The sequence below is a fragment of the Cumulibacter manganitolerans genome (assembly GCF_009602465.1).
GTDB classification, from domain to species: domain Bacteria; phylum Actinomycetota; class Actinomycetes; order Mycobacteriales; family Antricoccaceae; genus Cumulibacter; species Cumulibacter manganitolerans.
The window spans coordinates 44,656-62,102 of the sequence record NZ_WBKP01000018.1; the positions used below are offsets into that span (position 1 = coordinate 44,656).

Here is a 17,447-nt window from a genome sequence, read left to right on the forward strand (position 1 = left end):
TCCGCGATCGTCGGGCGCCTCCCACGGTCGTCGTGGACTCCCCACGGTCGTCGAGCGCCTCCCAGGGTCGTCGTGGACTCCCCACGGTCGTCGAGCGCCTCCCACGGTCGTCGTGGACTCCCCACGGTCGTCGAGCGAGCCGGAGCCGCTAGGCGGAGGCGACGTCGAGACGCGGTGCGGTGGTCTGTGGGGTTGCGGCGTCTCGACGTCGCTCGTTCCTCGCTCGCTCGACGACCGTGAGCGGGACGTCGCGCTCGCTCGCTCGAAACGGTGAGCGGACGGGAGGGGGCTCAGGCGGGCGGCGGGGAGGTGGCTGCCTGGCCGGCCGCGGGAACGCGGGCGGCCGGGCCCTCCGGGCGCTCGGCAGGCCCGGCCATCCACAGCACGGCGGCGCCCACGATCGAGAGGCCGCCGGCGACCAGGTAGGACACCAGGTACGAGCCCGAGACGTCGTGCAGCCAGCCCAGCAGGAACGGGCCTCCCGCGGTGCCGAGCATGACGAACAGCTGCAGGCGGCTGAACAGCCGCGCGTAGTCGCGCACGCCGAAGCGCTGGCTGATCAGCAGCGACTGCATCATGAGCACGTTGCCGACGGTGAGGCCGAACAGCACCAGGACGCCGAAGAACCAGACGCCGTAGGTCGCGGCCAGCAGCATCAGCATCAGGCCCTGCAGGACGCCGATGACGACGGTGAAGGTGGTCATCGCGACACGGTGCAGCGAGCGGCCGGCGAGCAGCCGACCGACGACCGAGGCCGACGACACGGCCAGGGTCGCGAACGCCGCGGCGATCGCCCCCGTGCGGTCCTCGGCCAGCTTCACGATCTGCTGGAGGCCGCCCACCTGCGCGGCCATCAGCAGGATGAAGGCGGCGGTGAGCATCCAGAAGAACCGCGACGTCACCGCCTCCCGGAACGGGGTGCCCTCCGCGGCCGCGGTGACGGTGGACGGCGCGCGTCGCTCGCCGTCCGGCATCCAGCCCAGCGCCTCCGGATCGGGCTTGATCAGCAACAGGATCACCGGCACCGTGCCGATCAGCCAGATCGCGCCGAGGATCGGTGTCGCGGTCGCCATGTGGACCTCGTCGGCGAGCCACTTGGCGAACGGGGTGAGCAGCATGCCGCCGACCGACAGACCCGCCGACGCGTTCGCCAGGGCGACCGCCCGGCGCGCGACGTACCACCGGGTGACGATGGTGCTCACCGGTATCAACCCGGTGGCCGAGAACCCGACCGCCAGCAGGACGTAGTCCAGGTACACCATCCAGACCGAGGTCGCGTGCCCCAGCAGCGCGAGGGCGGCCGCCCCGGACACCGCGCCGACCAGCATCACCCGGCGGGCGTCGTAGCGCGCGATGAGCCGCGCGACGGCCAGACCGACGAGCCCACCGGTCGCGAAGAACACCGTCGTGGCGAAGGAGATGGACGACAGCGACCAGCCGCGTTCCTTGGTGAAGGCGTTCAGGTAGACGGCGATGCCGTAGAACGACAGGCCGGACGTGACCGAGAGCGCCAGGAACCCGCCGAGGACGACCCGGGGGCCGGGAAACTTCGCAGTGCTCACGAAATCCGACTCTACGTCACATGTGCCCCCGGTCGGCGGCACTCGGCCGCCGACCGCGGGCGCTAGGCGGAGTAGTGGTCACGCAGGGCGCGCTTGTTGATCTTGCCGACCGCGGTCTGCGGCAGCTCCTCGTGGATCTCGATCACCTTGGGCGTCTGCACCGGGCCCTTGAGCTCGCGCACGTGCTCCACCAGCGCGTCCGGGGTGACCGAGCCGCCGGGCTTGAGCACCACGGCCGCCGTGACCTGCTCGCCCCACTTCTCGTGCGGGACGCCGAACACCGCCGCCGCCGCGACGTCGGGGTGGGAGGTGAGCGCGTCCTCGACCTCGCGCGGGAACACGTTGAACCCGCCCGAGATGATCATGTCCTTCTTGCGGTCGACGATGTACAGGTAGCCCTCGGCGTCCACCTTGGCGATGTCGCCGGTGTGCAGCCAGCCGCCGGCGCGCGCCTCCTCGGTGAGATCGGGGCGCTTCCAGTACCCGTCCATCGCGCTGCTGCCGCGCACGCACAGCTCGCCGGCGGTGCCGACCGGCACCTCGTTGTTCGCCTCGTCGCGGATCGTCACGTCGACGCCGACGACCGGCTTGCCGCAGGACAGCAGCCGGTCCGGGTTGGCGAGGTCGTGGTCCTCCTTGGTCAGCATCGAGACCGGGTAGCACTCGGTCTGCCCGTACAGCTGCGCGAAGACCGGACCGATCTTCTCGATCCCCTCGCGCAGCCGGCTGACCGACATCGGCGACGCGCCGTACAGCACGAGCTCCAGCGAGGACAGGTCGCGGGTGGCCAGGTCGGGATGATCGAGCAGCGCGTAGATCATCGTGGGGACGAACAGCGCGGTGGTGATCCGCTCCTGCTCGATCGTCTCCAGGATCTTGCCGGGATCGAACCCGTTCATCAGGTGCACGGTGCCGCCGTTGATGAGCGTCGGCATGATCTTGGTGCCGGCGACGTGGCTCATGGGCGCGACCATCAGGTACTGCGCGCCGTGCGGGATGTTGAAGTCGGTGAGGACGTCGATCGCGCCCTGCACGACGTTGCGCTGCCGCCGCTCGGCGCCCTTGGGCCGGCCGGTGGTGCCGCCGGTGTAGTTGACGATCGAGCGGTCGTCCGGCTCGCCGATCGTGAGGAACGGCTGGTCGCCGACCGCGGCGGCGGCCGACGTCAGGTCGTCGGCGTACGGCGCCGCGCCCATCGTCCAGACCTGCAGGCCGCGCTGCGTGGCCTCGGCGGCCAGCTGCTCCGAGCGCTCGGCGTAGTGCGTCTCGTCCAGGACGACGGCGCTGACCTCGGCGTCCTCGATCTGGAACAGCTGGTCGGACAGCCCGCCCATCGGGTGCAGCCAGGTGACGTACAGGCCGAGGGCCTGGATGGCGGTGCCGATCGCCCACACCTCGAAGCGGTTGCCGCCCAGCGCAGCGACCCCCTGGCCGCGCTGCAGGCCGGCGTCGGCGAGCACCTTCTGGTAGCGCCCGACCGTCGCCTTGACCTCGGCGTAGGTGACGCTGCCGCCGTCCCACGCGAACGCGGTGCGGTCGGGGTGGCCGTCGAGCGTGCGGAGCGCGAGCCGTCCGAGCGACGGTCCGCCCTGGTGCGCGGCGAGCTGCATGGATCCTCCTGCGGTGATGCGGTTCAGTGCGTGGTCAGGGTGTTGAGCCGGGCGCCGGCCGCGGCGTACTCGGTGGCGATCTCGTCGACGATCCGCGCGACGGGTGCGACCTCGTGCACGGCGGACACGCTGTGCCCGGCGCTCCAGATGTCCTGCCAGCGCCGCGGCCCGTCCGACGGCGCCCCGAACAGCCGGCCGGCCATGTCGGGGGAGATCGCCTCGTCGAGGCGCGCCGGGTCGATGCCGGCGGCCTCGATCGACGGGATGAGCATGTTGGTCTGCAGCCCGGTGAAGGCGCGGGTCAGCAGGACGTCGTCCATCGAGGCGTCCACCAGCATGCTGCGGTAGCCCTCGCTCGCGTCGCTCTCGTCCGCGGCGATGAACCGGGTGCCGAAGTAGCCCGCGTCGTACCCCGCGACCTGCGCGGCGAGCAGCGACGCTCCGCCGGACATGCCGCCGGCGACGACGAGGTGGCCGTCGAAGAACTCCCGGACGGCGGCCACGAACGAGAACGGGTTGAGCCACCCGGTCTGCCCGCCCGCTCCGGCGGTCAGCAGCACGAGGCCGTCGGCGCCGGCCTCCGCCGCGCGCCGGGCGTGGGCGACGCTGCCGACGTCCGCCAGCACGAGCGTGCCGGCGTCGTGCAGCGGCGCGATGACCGGTGCGGGGGAGCCGACGCTGGTGATCACCAGGCGGGTCCGGTGCCGCAGGATCAGCTCCAGGTGCTCGCGCATCGTCGGCGCCTTGATGATCAGGTTGGGGCAGTACGGCGCGGCGCCGTCCTCCTGCTGCACGTCGTCGAGCGTGCGCAGCCACTCCTCGAGCCGCTCCGGGGTGCGCGCGTTGACCGTCGGGAACGCGCCCACCACCCCGGCGCGGCAGGCCGCCGCGGCGAGCCGGAGGCCGGAGATGCGCAGCATCGGAGCGGCGATGGCGGGCAGCCGAAGGCCGCGCAGGACGGTACGCAGGTCGTCGCGCATGGGCCTCCTCGGGTGTCCACGCCACGATATGACACGCGAGTCAGGTTTCCAAGCGCGGGCAACCGCCGGACCTGGCCGCTTCGGCATGCGTAGGGTTGGTGGCGACACCGGAGAAGGAGCACCCCAAATGGCGCGAAGGACCATCGTCGTGGACGATCTCGACGGAAGCGAAGACGCTCGCGAGGTGACGTTCTCCCTCGACGGCGAGACCTGGCGGATCGACCTGTCGGAGGCCAACCGGCAGCGGCTGCGCGCGGCGCTGGGCGAGTTCATCGAGGCCGGGGTGAAGGTCGGCGCCCGCGGCGGCCGACCGACGGCCGCAGCCAGGCAGTCCTCGTCCGCGGGTGGCGGCGACACCGCGGCGATCCGCGAGTGGGCCCGGGCCAACGGCTACGACGTCAACGACCGCGGCCGGATCCCGGCCTCGGTGGTCGAGGCCTACGAGGCCGCGACGAGCTAGACCTCGGTGATGCCCGCCTTGTGCCGCTGGGCCAGGTCGCGGTAGGTCTGCTGGTTCGTCGTCGCCCAGCGCTTCGGCTCGCCGGCGATCTCGCCCTTGTCCTTGGCCGGCGCGCCGACGGCCAGCCGGTCGGCGGCCAGGGTGACGTTCGGCGTCACGGTCGCGCCCGCGGCGACCAGCGTGCCGTCGCCCACCACCGCGCCGTCGAGCACGATCGAGCCGTTGCCGACCAGCGCCTCCTTGCCGATGCGGGCGCCGTGCACGACGCAGTTGTGGCCGATCGTGGCGCCCTCGCCGACCTCCGTGCCGTTCGGGCCGCCGTGCAGCGTCGAGTTGTCCTGGACGTTCGCCCCGCGGCGGATCCAGATCGGCCCGAAGTCGGCGCGCAGCACGGTGCCGTACCAGACCGAGGCGCCTTCCTCGACCGTGACGTCCCCGATGACGCTCGCGGTCGGCGCGATGAACGCCGTCTCGTGGATCTGCGGGGACGTACCTTCGAACTCGAACAGCGGCATCGGCGGGCTCCTCGTGCGTGGGGGACTTCGGTGGCGCCACCATAGCGCCGGGCGGCGGTCAGTCGACGGGAACCAGGTCGAAGCGCGGCCCGAGCAGCCGCACCGGCCGGTCGATCTCGAACTTGGGCAGCAACGCCAGCACCTCACGCTCGAGGACGTCGAGGTCGGTCGTCGGCTCCGCGAGCTTGTGCGACTTGGTGCGGGTGTAGAACGTCGACGTGCGGATCGTGACGGCCACCCGGAACACGACGCGGCGCTCGGCCAGGATCTGCTCACGCAGCTCGGCGGTGAGGCGCACGAGCTCGCGTTCGATCTCGTGCGGCTCGGCGAGGTCGCGGGCGAACGTCTCGACCTTGCTGTGCGACTTCGCGGCCTCCGGCCTGGTGACGATGCTGCGATCGCCCCAGCCGCGGCACAGCACGTAGAGCCAGCCGCCCTGGTGCGGGCCGAACGCGGCGACCAGGTCGTCTCGGTCGGTCGCGATGAGCTCGTTGACCGTCCGGACGCCGAGGCCGGCCAGGCGCTGGGCGATCCGCGGCCCGACGCTCCACAGGTCGATGCAGGGCCGCTCGCCCATCAGCTCGAGCCAGTTGCCGTCGTCGAGCACGAAGTACCGCTGCTCGGACTTCTTCGCGAACCCGGTGGCCATCTTGGCCCGCTGCTTGTTGTCGCTGATGCCCACCGCGCTCGGGAGGCCGGTCGCGTCGGCGATCGCGGCGCGGACGGCGGCGGCCAGCGCGACCGGGTCGCCGTCGCACCCGGCGAACGCCTCGTCCCAGCCCCACACCTCGACCGCCGGCGCAGTGGCCCGCAGGGCGCTCATCACTTGTGCGGACCACTCGTCGTAGGTGGCGTGGTCGGTCGGCAGCCACACCGCGTCCGGGACCTTGCGCGCGGCGGTGCGCAGCGGCATGCCCGCGTGCACCCCGAGCGCGCGCGCCTCGTAGGACGCGCAGGTCACGACCTTGCGCGGCTCCTGCGGATCGCCGTTGCCGCCGACCACCACGACCCTGCCGATGAGCGACGGGTCGCGCTGCCGCTCGACCGAGACCTGGAACTGGTCGAGATCGACGTGCAGGATCCGGGGGAAGTCCCGGGACTCGGCGGGCATGCCTCGATCCTGCCTCGCTCAGACGGCGGAGTCGACGTCCTCCGGGCGCGACGGCCACCGCGGCACGACGTCGGTGAAGTCGCGGCTCGCCTTGAGCGGGAACTCCGGAGCGCGCTTCTCCAGGAACGACATCACGCCCTCGGCGACGTCGGCGCCCTGGCCGAGCTCGTAGATCGCCTTGGAGTCGGCGCGGTGCGCGTCGAACGGCGACTCCTTGCCGAGCATCGACCACAGCAGCTGCTTGGAGAGGGCGACCGACACCGCCGAGGTGTTCTCGACGATCTCGGCGGCGATGGCGCGCGCCGTGGGCAGCAGGTCGGCGTCCGGGACGACCCGCGAGACCAGGCCGCCGGCCAGCGCCTCCGACGCGGGGAACACCCGGCCGGTGGCGACCCACTCCATGGCCTGCGAGATGCCGACGACGCGCGGCAGGAACCAGCTGGACCCGGCCTCGGGGACCAGGCCGCGGCGCGCGAAGACGAACCCGAACTTGGCCGACTCGGCGGCGATGCGGATGTCCATCGGCAGCGTCATCGTGGCGCCGATCCCGACCGCGGGGCCGTTGATCGCGCCGATGATGGGCTTGCGGCAGGCCGCCGCGTTCATGGTGACGATGCCGCCGCCGTCCCGCGGCACGCCGTCGATGGTGCCGAAGTCGGCGCGCTCGCTCTTGCGGCTCTCGTCGTTGGCGTTGAAGGTGTTGCCGCCACGACCGAGATCCGCGCCGGCGCAGAACCCGCGGCCGGCGCCGGTCACGATGACGACGCGGACGTCGTCGTCGGCGTCGGCGGCCCGGTAGGCGTCCGACAGCTCACGCGCCATGGTCGTGGTGAAGGCGTTCAGCCGGTCCGGCCGGTTGAGGGTGATGGTGGCGACGCCGTCCGCGACGTCGTAGATGATCTCGGTGTACTCGCTCATGTGTGCCCTTCGCTGGTGAACCGGTGGTCGGTGTGGGACGCCGTTGGGCGCCCCTCCTGCGCATGGTAGACAGCACAGGAGACTTCTATAGAACCAAGGAGCCCACGTGAAGACCAAGATCACCGAGATGCTCGGCATCCAGTACCCGATCGTCCAGGGCGGAATGCACTACGTCGGGTTCGCCGAGCTCGCGTCCGCCGTGTCCAACGCGGGAGGGCTCGGCACGATCACCGCGCTCACCCAGAAGAGCGCCGGCGACCTGGCGAACGAGATCGCGAAGTGCAAGGACATGACCGACAAGCCGTTCGCGGTCAACCTGACCTTCCTGCCGACCCTCAACCCGCCGGACTACCCGGCCTACGTGCAGGCCGTCATCGACGGCGGCGTGAAGATCGTCGAGACCGCGGGCAACAACCCGGCGAAGTGGCTGCCGATCCTGAAGGACAACGGCATCAAGGTCATCCACAAGTGCACCACCGTGCGTCACTCGCTCAAGGCCCAGGAGATCGGCTGCGACGCGGTGAGCGTCGACGGGTTCGAGTGCGGCGGCCACCCGGGTGAGGACGACATCCCGAACATGATCCTGCTGCCGCGCGCGCAGGACCAGCTGGAGATCCCGTTCATCGCCTCCGGCGGCCAGGCGGACGGCCGCTCGCTCGCCGCGTCGCTGGCGATGGGCGCCGACGGCATCAACATGGGCACCCGCTTCATGGCGACCAAGGAAGCGCCGATCCACGACAACGTCAAGCAGGCGCTGGTGCAGGCCACCGAGCTCGACACGCGGCTGGTCATGCGACCGCTGCGCAACACCGAGCGCGTCCTGCGCAACGACGCGGTGGATCGCCTGCTGCAGAAGGAAGGCGAGCTCGGCAAGGACATCACCTTCGAGGACATCGCGCCCGAGGTGGCCGGGGTGTACCCGAAGGTCATGATCGAGGGCGACATGGACGCCGGCGCCTGGTCGTGCGGCATGGTCGCGGGCCTGATCTACGACATCCCCACCGTCAAGGAGCTCATCGACCGGACGGTCGCGCAGGCCCGTGAGATCACCACGCAGCGCCTCGCCGCGATGTTCGCCTGAGCCGAGGAGAGCACCGTGCGCGCCCTCGTTGTCGGTGAGTACGCACCGCTGGATCGCCTTGAGATCAGCGATGCACCGGTTCCCGAGCCGGGTGAGGGCGAGGTGCTGATCCGGGTGGCCGCCGTCGGTCTCGGGTTCGTCGACGGGCTGAAGGTGCAAGGCAAGTACCAGACGAAGGATCCGCTGCCGTTCGTGCCCGGCTCGGAGATCGCCGGCGTCGTCGAGGCAGTCGGTCCCGGCGCGGGGCTGCGGACGGGCGATCGGGTGACCGCCAACGTGTCGCGCGGCGGCCTCGCCGAGTACGCCGTCGCCCCGGCGGCGGCGACGGAGGTGCTGCCCGACGCCGTGTCGTTCGCCGTGGCGGCGGCCGTCCGGGTCAACTACCTGACGGCGCTCTTCGCGCTGCGGCACCGCGCGGAGGCGCGCCCGGGCGAGACGCTGCTCGTCCTGGGGGCCGCCGGCGGCACCGGCACCGCGGCGATCGCGGTCGGCCGGTTGCTCGGGCTGCGGGTGCTCGCCGGCGCCTCGACGGAGGACAAGCGGCAGTACGCCGTCCGGGCCGGTGCGGACGAGGCCGTCGACACCGCCGATCCCGGCTGGCGGGCCGCGCTGAAGGAACGCGGGCTGGACGTCGACGTCATCTTCGACCCGGTCGGCGGCGCGCTCGGTGAGGAGGCGTTCCGGGCGCTCGCCTGGCGCGGCCGGCATCTGGTGATCGGCTTCGCGTCGGGAGACATCCCGTCCGCCCGGTACAACATCGCGCTGCTGAAGGGCGCCTCGCTGGTCGGTGTGGACATCGCGCAGGTGCAGCGCCGCGAGCCGGAGACCTGGCAGCAGATGAACGCGCAGATCGCGACCTGGCTGGCGTCGGGCGAGCTGAACCCGGCCATCGACGACCTGGTCGACCTGGACGACGTCGGCGAGGCCTTCCGCCGGATGGCCGAGCGGCGCGCGGTCGGCAAGGTCGTCGTCCGGGTGGCCGACATCGACGCTACACACCGAAAGTAGGAGCACATGGGAATGTCGGTATCCGAGGCCGTCGCGGCCCGCAAGTCGGTCCGCGCGTTCACCTCGCAGCAGGTCGACCCGGCCGACCTCCGCCGGCTGCTGGTCGACGCCGCGCAGGCGGCGTCCGGCGGCAACGTGCAGCCGTGGCGGCTGTGGGTGCTGACCGGCGAGGTGCTGGAGACCTTCCGGGCGAAGGTGCGCGGGCTGCGCGAGGAGTTCCCGATGGGCCAGGAGCCCGAGTACGACGTGTACCCGCCCGACCTGTGGGAGCCCTACCGCTCGCGCCGCTTCAAGAACGGGCAGGACCTGTACGCCGCCATCGGCATCCCGCGGGAGGACAAGGCCGGCCGGCGGGCCCAGTTCGGCAACAACTTCGACTTCTTCGGCGCACCGGCGGCGGTGCTGGTCGGCATCGACCGGCGGATGGGTCCGCCGCAGTGGTCCGACGTCGGCATGTACCTGCAGAACGTGATGCTGCTGGCCGTGGAGCGCGGCCTGGCGACCTGCCCCCAGGAGACCTGGACCAGCTGGCACAAGGTCGTCTACGAGACGCTCGACATCCCCGAGGACGTCATGCTGTTCTGCGGTCTGGCGATCGGCTACGAGGACCTCGAGCACCCGATCAACACCTGGCGCTCCGACCGCGCCGATCCGAGCGAGTGGATCGACGACGCGACGCTGCGCGCCCAGTAGCATTCCACGGTCGTCGAGCGAGGGCGAGGAACGAGCCCGACGTCGAGACGTCGCACCTACACGGTCGTCGAGCGAGGGCGAGGAACGAGCCCGACGTCGAGAGTCGCACCTACACGGTCGTCGAGCGAGGGCGAGGAACGAGCCCGACGTCGAGACGTGCCGGCTGTGCGGTGCTCGTGATTCCGGGCGGCTTGCGTCGTCTCGACGTCGCTGCGCCTATCGGCTCCGCTCGCTCGACGACCGTGAAAGGGGGCGGACGACGGTGACCGGGGCCGCGTCCAACGGTCGTCGCGAGCTCCATGATTACTACGGTCGTCGAGCGAGGGCGAGGAACGAGCCCGACGTCGAGAGTCGCACCTACACGGTCGTCGAGCGAGGGCGAGGAATGAGCCCGACGTCGAGACGCCGCGAGGGTTAAGCGTTGGCGACCGCAGGCTGCTAGGCCGAGCGCTCGGCCTCGGCGTCGTCCTCGAAGCCGACCCAAACGACGGCGTCCTCGACCGGCTTGCGCCGCGACACGACCGCGTTGGCGGGGAACTCGTCGTCGGGGTAGCCCATCGCCACGCAGATCATGATGACCTCGTCGTCGGCGATGCCGGCGTGCTCGCGGACGACGGGGGACTGCATGATGCCCTGGCTGTTGATGACGCAGCCCAGTCCCTTCGACCAGGCGGCGTTGACCAGCGCGTTGGTCACCGCTCCGCAGTCGAACGGCGCGATGTCGTTGTCGAGCAGCTCGCGGTCGTAGGTGATGACGACCGACACGGGTGCATCGAACTGCCGGAATCCGCGCAGCACCCAGTCCTGGCGCGCGTTCTTGTCCTCGCGGGCGATCCCCATGGCCGCGAAGAGCTGCTTGGCGATCTCGATCTGCCGCTCGCGGTGCTCACCCTGGTATGCCTCGGACACGCGGAACTCGCGCGAGTGCGGGACGCCGGCCAGGTTGCGCTCGGTGTTGCCGTGCCGGATCCGGTCGAGCGGCTCGCCGGTGACGATGTAGAAGTGCCATGGTTGGGTGTTCAGCGACGACGGCGCGCGCATCGCCATCTCGACGACTTCCTGGATGACCTCGCGCGGCACGGGGTCGGGCTTGTACCCGCGGATGCTGCGTCGTCCGTGCACGACCTCTGCGTACTCCATATGGCTGGCCTCCCGTGAGCGTTCCGTGCGACATTACCGACCCGCGCGCCGAGGCTGCGCGCGCGTCCGCGCGTTCGGCTCAGCGGGTCTTGCGGCGGGCGCGGAGGTAGTCGCTCACGACGTACTCCCCGAGCCGCTCGAGCGACGGCGCGAAGACCCGACCACCGGCGCGGCGGGCGATCGCGTCCATGAACCGGGCGAGCCCCGGATCGTCGCCGAGGCGGAAGAAGTTGAGCGTCGCGCCGTACCGGCTCAGCGCGTCGACCTGCGCGACGGTGGCCCGGATGCAGTCCGGGCTCGGCGGGTACTCGAACCACGGATCGCCGCCGAGCAGGTGCGCGGTCGGCTCGCCGTCGGTCACCACCAGCACGACCGGCTCGGCGCTGGGGAACTTCCGCACGTGCCGCCCGGCCAGCATGAGGGCGTGCTCGAGGTTGGTGCCCTGCACCCACTCGGGCTCGACCTCCGCCAGCTCGAGCGGGGACAGCGAGCGGGCGGCGAGGTTGAAGCCGATGATCTCCAGCGCGTCGTCGCGGAACCGCGACTCGACCAGGTGCGCCAGCGCCAGCGCGGTCTGCTTCATCGGCTCCCAGCGCTCCTGCTGCACCATCGAGAAGGACAGGTCGACGCACAGCGCGACCGCGGCCTGGGTGCGGCGTTCGGTCTCGGCGACGACGAAGTCCTCGGTCCGCAGCAGCCGGTCGTCGTCACCGGCCGCCCTGCGCAGCACGGCGTTGGTGGTCGTGCGGACGGCGTCGATCGGCTGCTCCAGACCGAAGCGCCACGGCAGGAATGCCCCGGTACGCTCGTCGGCGGCCCCCACGCGCTGGTCGTCGTGGGTGCCCGCATGCCGGGCGTCGAGCTCGGCGAAGATCCGGCGCAGCGTCGCCTCGCCCAGCTGCCGCAGCGCCTTCGGTGTCAGCCGCAGCCGGTCGCCCTCGCGACGCAGCCAGCCCTGGCGCTGCAGCTGGTACTCCAGCTCGCGCAGCGCCTCGAGGTCGGCGCGCGCGCCGCTGCCCAGCTGCCGCTCGAGCACCTCGACGTCGATGTCGTCCAGCGTCGAGCCGTAGTCGTTCGGGGCCAGCTGCTGCTCGAGGGCGTCCAGGTCGGACATCTCGCCGATCAGCCCGGTCGCCTCGCCGTACCCCAGCGGCTCGGTGCCGCTGGCTCGCACGCCGGGCCGGCGCATCATCCCCGGCCGCAGCGTGGTCAGGTTGTCGCGCAGCTGCGCCATCTCGCTGGCGAGGTCGGCGTCCTGCAGGGCCTGCTCCATCAGCGCGGCGAGCTCGGCGCGCTGCTCGGGGCTGAGCGAGCGCATCAGCCGCTCGGTCTCGGCCTGGCGTCGCGCGAGCTGCTCGATGAGCTCGTCGACGTCCTTCGGATCGTCCGGGAAGTACTCGCCGTGATCGCGCATGAACTGCTCGAACTGCTCGGTGGTGTCCTCGCCCTTGGCGTGGTTGGCCAGCAGCGAGTTCAGGTCGGCCAGCATGTCGCGGATGCTCTGCATCGCGGCGGGATCCGGGTTCTGCAGAGCCTCCTTCAGGCCCGCGAACTGCTGCTGCATGATCTCGTTGCGCAGCCCCTCGCTGATCTGCTCGTACAGCTGGCGCGCCTCGTCGGAGTGCCAGGAGTACTCCTTCAGGGCCTGCACGGCGGGCGCGACCGAGTCGGGGAGCGTGTCCAGCTCGAGCTCGGCGAACCGGGCCTCGTCGCTGGTCTCCGAGGCGAGCTGATCGCGCTCCAGGGCGAGCGCCTGATCGAGCTGCGCCCGCGCCCGGTCGATCGCGCCGCCGAGGTCGCCGCGCTTGCGCAGCTCCTCACGCCGCCGGCGCAGCCGCTCGCGCAGCTCGTCCAGCCCGGGCCGGTCGCCCACCCCGCGGCGGAACAGCTCGCGCAGCGCGTCGCGCACGTTGCGGCCGGAGAGCATCTCGCGGCCGACCTGCTCGACCGCCTCCCGGACGTCGTACGGCGAGGCGAGCGGGTCGGGACCCTCACGCCAGGCGCCGTAGCGGAAGCGATGCGGACGGCGGGACATCTTCAGCTGCCGTAGACCGTCGTGCCGTCGACCGACTGCTTGGAGATGCGCCGCGTCAGGTACAGGCCCTCGAGCACCAGCTCGATCGCGGCCGCGACTTGCCCGGGAGTCACGTCGTCCTCGCTCACGCCGAGCCGGCGCAGCACCGTGGAGAGCCCCTCGACCCGGCCGAACTGCTGCAGCAGCGAGGACGCCGGGACCAGTGCGCCGGTCTCGACGGTGGTGTCCTCGTCGGCGAACAGGTTGGTGAACGGCGACAGGTCGACGCCGGCCAGCCGGTCACGGAACACCGCCGCGGTCGCGTTGCGGCCGAGATGGTCGAGGATCTCGTCCTCGCGGCCCTCCTCGCCCATCTCGAACTCGAGCTTGCCGCGCAGCGTGCCGAGCACCGCCGGCAGGTCGCCGATGCGCGCGACCGGGTCGTTCTCGTCGACGATCGCGCCGCGGCGCAGCGCGGACGCCGCGACGGCCTCCGCGGCGGCGACCGCGAACCGCGCCGACACGCCCGAGCGCTGGTCGATGGCCGGCGACTCGCGCAGCTGCGAGGTCAGCTCGGCGATGACGCGCAGCAGATGGTCGGGGACGGCGGCCGCGAGCTCGGCCTCCTGGCGGATCAGCGCGACGTCCTGCTCGACGTCCTCGGGGTAGTGGGTGCGGATCTCGGCGCCGAAGCGGTCCTTCAGCGGCGTGATGATCCGGCCGCGGTTGGTGTAGTCCTCGGGGTTGGCCGAGGCCACCAGCAGCAGGTCCAGCGGGAGCCGCAGCGCGTACCCGCGGATCTGCACGTCACGCTCCTCGAGGACGTTGAACAGGCCGACCTGGATGCGCTCGGCGAGGTCGGGCAGCTCGTTGATGCCGAAGATGCCGCGGTTGAACCGGGGCAGCAACCCGTAGTGCACGGTCTGCGGGTCGCCGAGGCGACGGCCCTCGGCGATCTTCGTCGGATCGACGTCGCCGATCAGGTCGCCCACGCTGGTGTCCGGGGTCGCCAGCTTCTCGCCGTACCGCTCGTCGCGGTGCCACCAGCTCACCGGCAGGTCGTCGCCGAGCGCGGCGGCCCGCTCGATGCTGCCGCGGGTCACCGGATGGAACGGGTGCTCGTTGATCTCCGAGCCCTCGATGACCGGCGTCCACTCGTCGAGCAGGCCGACGAGGGTCCGCATCAACCGGGTCTTGCCCTGGCCGCGCTCGCCCAGCAGCACGAAGTCGTGCCCGGCCAGCACGGCGCGCTCGACCTCGGGCACCACCGTGTCGTCCATGCCGACCATGCCCGGCAGCGACGGCTCGCCGGCGCGCAGCCGGGCGATGAGGTTCTCGCGCAGCTCCTGCTTGACCGTGCGCAGGCGGTGCCCGCTGCCGCGCAGCGCGCCGACGGTCGTGTTCTCGGGTCGCTTCGTGCCTGCCATGCCCACGAGAGTATGCCGCGTCTCACAGATCGGCCACGGGTTGCCGAACGCCGCCGCGATCGCGATGCTCGACGGGGACTATCCACACGAGAGAGGGCTGAAGATGACCGGAGTTGCCGGACGACGCATCGTGGTGACCGGAGCGGGTGGCGGCCTCGGCCGCGAGTACGCGAAGCTGCTGGCCAGGGAGGGCGCCAAGGTCGTGATCAACGACCTGGGCGGTGCCCGCGACGGCTCGGGCGGCGGGTCGGCGATGGCGGACGCCGTCGTCAAGGAGATCCAGGACGAGGGCGGCGAGGCGGTCGCCAACTACGACAGCGTCGCGACCGAGGACGGCGGCAAGGCGATCGTGCAGACCTGCATCGACGCCTTCGGCGGCATCGACGGCGTGGTCAGCAACGCCGGCATCCTGCGCGACGTCTCCTACGGGAAGATGGACGCCGCCGCGTGGGACGCCGTCCAGCAGGTGCACCTGTACGGCGGGTACTACGTGACGCACGCGGCGTGGCCGCACTTCCGCGAGCAGAAGTACGGCCGCATCGTGGTCGCCACCTCGACCAGCGGCATCTACGGCAACTTCGGGCAGGCGAACTACGGCGCCGCGAAGCTGGGCCTCGTCGGGCTGATCAACACGCTCGCCATCGAGGGTGCGAAGTACAACATCAACGCCAACGCCATGGCGCCGATCGCCGCGACCCGCATGACCGAGGACCTCATGAGCGAGGAGCGCCTGCAGAGCCTCGCGCCCGAGCACGTCGCGCCGGTCGTCGGCTACCTGATGAGCGACGAGTCCACCGACACCGGCTCGGTGTTCGTCGCCGGCGGCGGCCTGGTGCAGCGCGTGGCCTACTTCGCCAGCGCGGGCCACACGTTCGACCACGTCGCGACGCTCGCGGACGTAGCGGACAACTGGAGCAAGATCGTGGACATGTCCTCCGCCAAGGAGGGCAAGCAGGTCCAGACCAGCCAGTCCTAGCCGGAGGTCGGTGAGGAGCGACAAGGTGCCTACCTGTGCAGCGTCTGGCGTGCACAAGTAGGCACCTTGTCAGTCATCGCCGGCCGACAAGCCGAGCGGTGTCAGCCGGAGAGGTCGGCCAGCGCCTGCCGGCACCACTCGACCCACGCGCGCTGGCTCGCGATGCCGGACCGCAGCACCAGCAGCTGCAGCTGGGCGGCGCGGTCGAGGTCGCCGCTGAATTGCTTGGCCTCGATCGCCTCGTACTCGGCAAGGGTCGCAAGGTGCAGCTGCAGGTGCCGCTCGAGGCCGGGGCGCGGATCGACGTCCCCGAGCGCGGCCGCGGCCCGGATGCGCACCATGAGCGGATCCCGGGCCTTGCGCGGCTCACCCGGTTCGCCGGCCCACTCGCGCAGCTCGTCGGTGCCTGCGGCGGTAACCGCGAAGACCTTCGGGTTCCCGCGCGCGGGCGGCTTGTCAGACGTGGCGACACTTACCAGCCCGTCGCCCTCGAGCTTGTCGAGCTCGCGGTAGATCTGCTGGTGGGACGCCGGCCAGAAGTACCCGATGGAGCGATCGAAGCGCCGCGCGAGCTCGATACCGGTCGAGGACTTCTCGGTCAGCGCCGTCAGGATCGCGAAGCGCAGCGACACGCTAGCCGACGAGCTCGGCCTGCTGGGTCAGGCCCTGCAGGCGCTCGCGGGCCTCGTCGTACTCGCGCCGCATGCGCGCCACGAGGTCGGCCACCGGCGGGACGTCCTTGATGACGCCGACGCCCTGGCCCGAGCCCCAGATGTCCTTCCACGCCTTCGACTTCGTGTTGCCGCCCGAGCCGAAGTTCATCTTCGACGGATCGGACTCCGGCAGCGCGACCGGGTCGAGCCCGGCGTTGATGATCGAGCCGCGCAGGTAGTTGCCGTGCACGCCGGTGAACAGGTTGGAGTAGACGATGTCGCCGGCCTGCGAGTCGACCAGCATCTGCTTGTAGCCCTGGGCGGCGTTCGCCTCCTCGGTGGCGATGAACGCCGACCCGATGTACGCCATGTCGGCGCCCGCGGCCTGCGCGGCGAGGATGTTGCGGCCGTGCGCGATCGACCCCGACAGCAGCAGCGGCCCGTCGAACCACTCGCGGATCTCCTGCAGCAGCGCGAACGGCGACTGGGTGCCCGCGTGGCCGCCGGCGCCCGCGGCGACCGCGATGAGGCCGTCGGCGCCCTTGTCGATCGCCTTGTGCGCGAAGTCGTTGTTGATCACGTCGTGCAGCACGATCCCGCCGTAGGAGTGGATCGCGTCGTACACGTCGGCGCGCGCGCCGAGCGAGGTGATCACGATCGGCACCTCGTGGTCGACGCACGCCTGGACGTCGGCGTCCAGCCGGTCGTTGGAGCGGTGCACGATCTGGTTGACGGCGTACGGCGCCACCGGCTTGTCCGGGTTGTCCGCGGCGAACTTCGCGAGCTCCTCGGTGATCCGGTCGAGCCAGTCGTGCAGGACCTCCTGCGGGCGCGCGTTGAGCGCGGGGAAGGAGCCGATGACGCCGGCCTCGCACTGCGCGATGACGAGCTCGGGGCCGGACACGATGAACAGCGGCGAGCCCACGACGGGCAGCGCGAGGGGGCGGGTGAGGATCTCCGGAAGCGGCACGACAGCTCCTTCTCGAGGGCGGGTATGCGACCCATCGTAGGAACCCGACCGCCGATTCTGCAATAAGTTGCAAAAGGGGCGGCCTGTGGCGTGGCTCACCCACCGACGGGCAGCATCGCCGCCGCCACGCTGAGCTCGGGACCCGCGTGCAGCACCGCGAAGAGCTCCGCCGGAGCCGCGATCGCGGCCTCCGGCCGGTAGCCGAGGCGGCGCAGGGCGGCGTCGTCCGCGACGCCGGCCAGCGCGCCGGAGCTGGCCCAGCAGCTCGAGCAGCGGCAGCGTGTAGATCCGGGTCGGCTCCAGCAGCGCCTCCCCGAGGGTGGTGCCGA

General features: G+C 71.4%; 17 protein-coding genes. 5 read left to right on the plus strand and 12 right to left on the minus strand.

Features of this window, described 5'->3' with window-relative positions:
- Positions 1-290: 290 nt before the first annotated feature.
- The 3 genes from F8A92_RS08820 to F8A92_RS08830 all read right to left on the minus strand — a co-directional run bounded on the left by F8A92_RS08820 (position 291) and on the right by F8A92_RS08830 (position 4,152).
- Positions 291-1,562, minus strand: coding sequence for an MFS transporter (locus F8A92_RS08820; protein WP_194291419.1), 1,272 nt, complete (start codon positions 1,560-1,562; stop codon positions 291-293).
- Positions 1,563-1,624: 62 nt separating this feature from the next.
- The gene (locus F8A92_RS08825) at positions 1,625-3,172 is read right to left on the minus strand and encodes an AMP-binding protein (RefSeq protein ID WP_153504796.1); all 1,548 of its coding nucleotides are present in this window, start codon (positions 3,170-3,172) and stop codon (positions 1,625-1,627) included.
- A 23-nt stretch (positions 3,173-3,195) separates the two neighbouring features.
- On the minus strand, positions 3,196-4,152 hold the full coding sequence (locus F8A92_RS08830; protein ID WP_153504797.1) for an NAD(P)H-dependent flavin oxidoreductase: 957 nt from the start codon (positions 4,150-4,152) through the stop codon (positions 3,196-3,198).
- A gap of 127 nt (positions 4,153-4,279) precedes the next feature.
- Here F8A92_RS08830 and F8A92_RS08835 point away from each other — a divergent pair, with 127 nt between their 5' ends.
- Positions 4,280-4,612, plus strand: a complete 333-nt coding sequence (locus tag F8A92_RS08835; RefSeq protein WP_153504798.1) for a histone-like nucleoid-structuring protein Lsr2 — start codon at positions 4,280-4,282, stop codon at positions 4,610-4,612.
- On the opposite strand, the gene F8A92_RS08840 is transcribed toward F8A92_RS08835, so the two are convergent.
- Genes F8A92_RS08840 through F8A92_RS08850 form a run of 3 tightly spaced genes read right to left on the minus strand, consistent with a single transcriptional unit; the run spans position 4,609 to position 7,156 of the window.
- A complete protein-coding gene (locus tag F8A92_RS08840; RefSeq protein ID WP_153504799.1) occupies positions 4,609-5,127 on the minus strand; it encodes a gamma carbonic anhydrase family protein in 519 nt (172 codons plus the stop codon). The two genes, F8A92_RS08835 and F8A92_RS08840, sit on opposite strands and share 4 nt — an antisense overlap.
- 58 nt (positions 5,128-5,185) lie before the next feature.
- The gene (locus F8A92_RS08845) at positions 5,186-6,238 is read right to left on the minus strand and encodes a DNA polymerase IV (RefSeq protein WP_153504800.1); all 1,053 of its coding nucleotides are present in this window, start codon (positions 6,236-6,238) and stop codon (positions 5,186-5,188) included.
- A gap of 18 nt (positions 6,239-6,256) precedes the next feature.
- Positions 6,257-7,156 (minus strand): enoyl-CoA hydratase-related protein, encoded by a 900-nt coding sequence (locus tag F8A92_RS08850; RefSeq protein WP_153504801.1) that lies wholly within the window; start codon positions 7,154-7,156, stop codon positions 6,257-6,259.
- A gap of 106 nt (positions 7,157-7,262) precedes the next feature.
- On the opposite strand from F8A92_RS08850, the gene F8A92_RS08855 reads away from it, so the two are divergent.
- From F8A92_RS08855 to F8A92_RS08865, 3 genes are read left to right on the plus strand one after another with little or no spacing between them, the layout of a single operon-like run.
- On the plus strand, positions 7,263-8,237 hold the full coding sequence (locus F8A92_RS08855; protein WP_153504802.1) for an NAD(P)H-dependent flavin oxidoreductase: 975 nt from the start codon (positions 7,263-7,265) through the stop codon (positions 8,235-8,237).
- 15 nt (positions 8,238-8,252) lie between these two features.
- Complete coding sequence (locus F8A92_RS08860; protein ID WP_153504803.1) at positions 8,253-9,245, plus strand: NADPH:quinone oxidoreductase family protein; 993 nt, start codon at positions 8,253-8,255, stop codon at positions 9,243-9,245.
- Positions 9,246-9,257: 12 nt separating this feature from the next.
- Positions 9,258-9,938 (plus strand): nitroreductase, encoded by a 681-nt coding sequence (locus F8A92_RS08865; protein WP_153504804.1) that lies wholly within the window; start codon positions 9,258-9,260, stop codon positions 9,936-9,938.
- Between the two features lie 438 nt (positions 9,939-10,376).
- On the opposite strand, the gene F8A92_RS08870 is transcribed toward F8A92_RS08865, so the two are convergent.
- The 3 genes from F8A92_RS08870 to F8A92_RS08880 all read right to left on the minus strand — a co-directional run bounded on the left by F8A92_RS08870 (position 10,377) and on the right by F8A92_RS08880 (position 14,519).
- Complete coding sequence (locus F8A92_RS08870) at positions 10,377-11,078, minus strand: nitroreductase (RefSeq protein WP_153504805.1); 702 nt, start codon at positions 11,076-11,078, stop codon at positions 10,377-10,379.
- A gap of 79 nt (positions 11,079-11,157) precedes the next feature.
- Entirely contained in the window at positions 11,158-13,113 is a 1,956-nt protein-coding gene (locus F8A92_RS08875) for a vWA domain-containing protein (RefSeq protein ID WP_153504806.1), read from the minus strand.
- A 2-nt stretch (positions 13,114-13,115) separates the two neighbouring features.
- The gene (locus F8A92_RS08880) at positions 13,116-14,519 is read right to left on the minus strand and encodes a magnesium chelatase (RefSeq protein ID WP_153504807.1); all 1,404 of its coding nucleotides are present in this window, start codon (positions 14,517-14,519) and stop codon (positions 13,116-13,118) included.
- A gap of 103 nt (positions 14,520-14,622) precedes the next feature.
- Here F8A92_RS08880 and F8A92_RS08885 point away from each other — a divergent pair, with 103 nt between their 5' ends.
- A complete protein-coding gene (locus tag F8A92_RS08885) occupies positions 14,623-15,495 on the plus strand; it encodes an SDR family oxidoreductase (protein ID WP_153504808.1) in 873 nt (290 codons plus the stop codon).
- Positions 15,496-15,596: 101 nt separating this feature from the next.
- On the opposite strand, the gene F8A92_RS08890 is transcribed toward F8A92_RS08885, so the two are convergent.
- The 3 genes from F8A92_RS08890 to F8A92_RS18585 all read right to left on the minus strand — a co-directional run.
- Positions 15,597-16,127, minus strand: a complete 531-nt coding sequence (locus tag F8A92_RS08890; protein ID WP_153504809.1) for a PadR family transcriptional regulator — start codon at positions 16,125-16,127, stop codon at positions 15,597-15,599.
- 1 nt (position 16,128) lies between these two features.
- Positions 16,129-17,118, minus strand: coding sequence for an NAD(P)H-dependent flavin oxidoreductase (locus F8A92_RS08895; protein WP_153504810.1), 990 nt, complete (start codon positions 17,116-17,118; stop codon positions 16,129-16,131).
- Between the two features lie 95 nt (positions 17,119-17,213).
- Positions 17,214-17,447: type VII secretion protein EccB (locus tag F8A92_RS18585; protein WP_194291420.1), on the minus strand; the 234-nt coding region annotated here is incomplete at its 5' end.

Excerpts from the sequence above, each read along its gene's own strand:
- F8A92_RS08825 (WP_153504796.1), bottom strand. The coding sequence starts at position 3,172 with ATGCAGCTCGCCGCGCACCAGGGCGGACCGTCGCTCGGACGGCTCGCG.
- F8A92_RS08830 (WP_153504797.1), bottom strand. The coding sequence starts at position 4,152 with ATGCGCGACGACCTGCGTACCGTCCTGCGCGGCCTTCGGCTGCCCGCC.
- F8A92_RS08835 (WP_153504798.1), top strand. The coding sequence starts at position 4,280 with ATGGCGCGAAGGACCATCGTCGTGGACGATCTCGACGGAAGCGAAGAC.
- F8A92_RS08840 (WP_153504799.1), bottom strand. The coding sequence starts at position 5,127 with ATGCCGCTGTTCGAGTTCGAAGGTACGTCCCCGCAGATCCACGAGACG.
- F8A92_RS08845 (WP_153504800.1), bottom strand. The coding sequence starts at position 6,238 with ATGCCCGCCGAGTCCCGGGACTTCCCCCGGATCCTGCACGTCGATCTC.
- F8A92_RS08850 (WP_153504801.1), bottom strand. The coding sequence starts at position 7,156 with ATGAGCGAGTACACCGAGATCATCTACGACGTCGCGGACGGCGTCGCC.
- F8A92_RS08865 (WP_153504804.1), top strand. The coding sequence starts at position 9,258 with ATGTCGGTATCCGAGGCCGTCGCGGCCCGCAAGTCGGTCCGCGCGTTC.
- F8A92_RS08870 (WP_153504805.1), bottom strand. The coding sequence starts at position 11,078 with ATGGAGTACGCAGAGGTCGTGCACGGACGACGCAGCATCCGCGGGTAC.
- F8A92_RS08875 (WP_153504806.1), bottom strand. The coding sequence starts at position 13,113 with ATGTCCCGCCGTCCGCATCGCTTCCGCTACGGCGCCTGGCGTGAGGGT.
- F8A92_RS08880 (WP_153504807.1), bottom strand. The coding sequence starts at position 14,519 with ATGGCAGGCACGAAGCGACCCGAGAACACGACCGTCGGCGCGCTGCGC.
- F8A92_RS08885 (WP_153504808.1), top strand. The coding sequence starts at position 14,623 with ATGACCGGAGTTGCCGGACGACGCATCGTGGTGACCGGAGCGGGTGGC.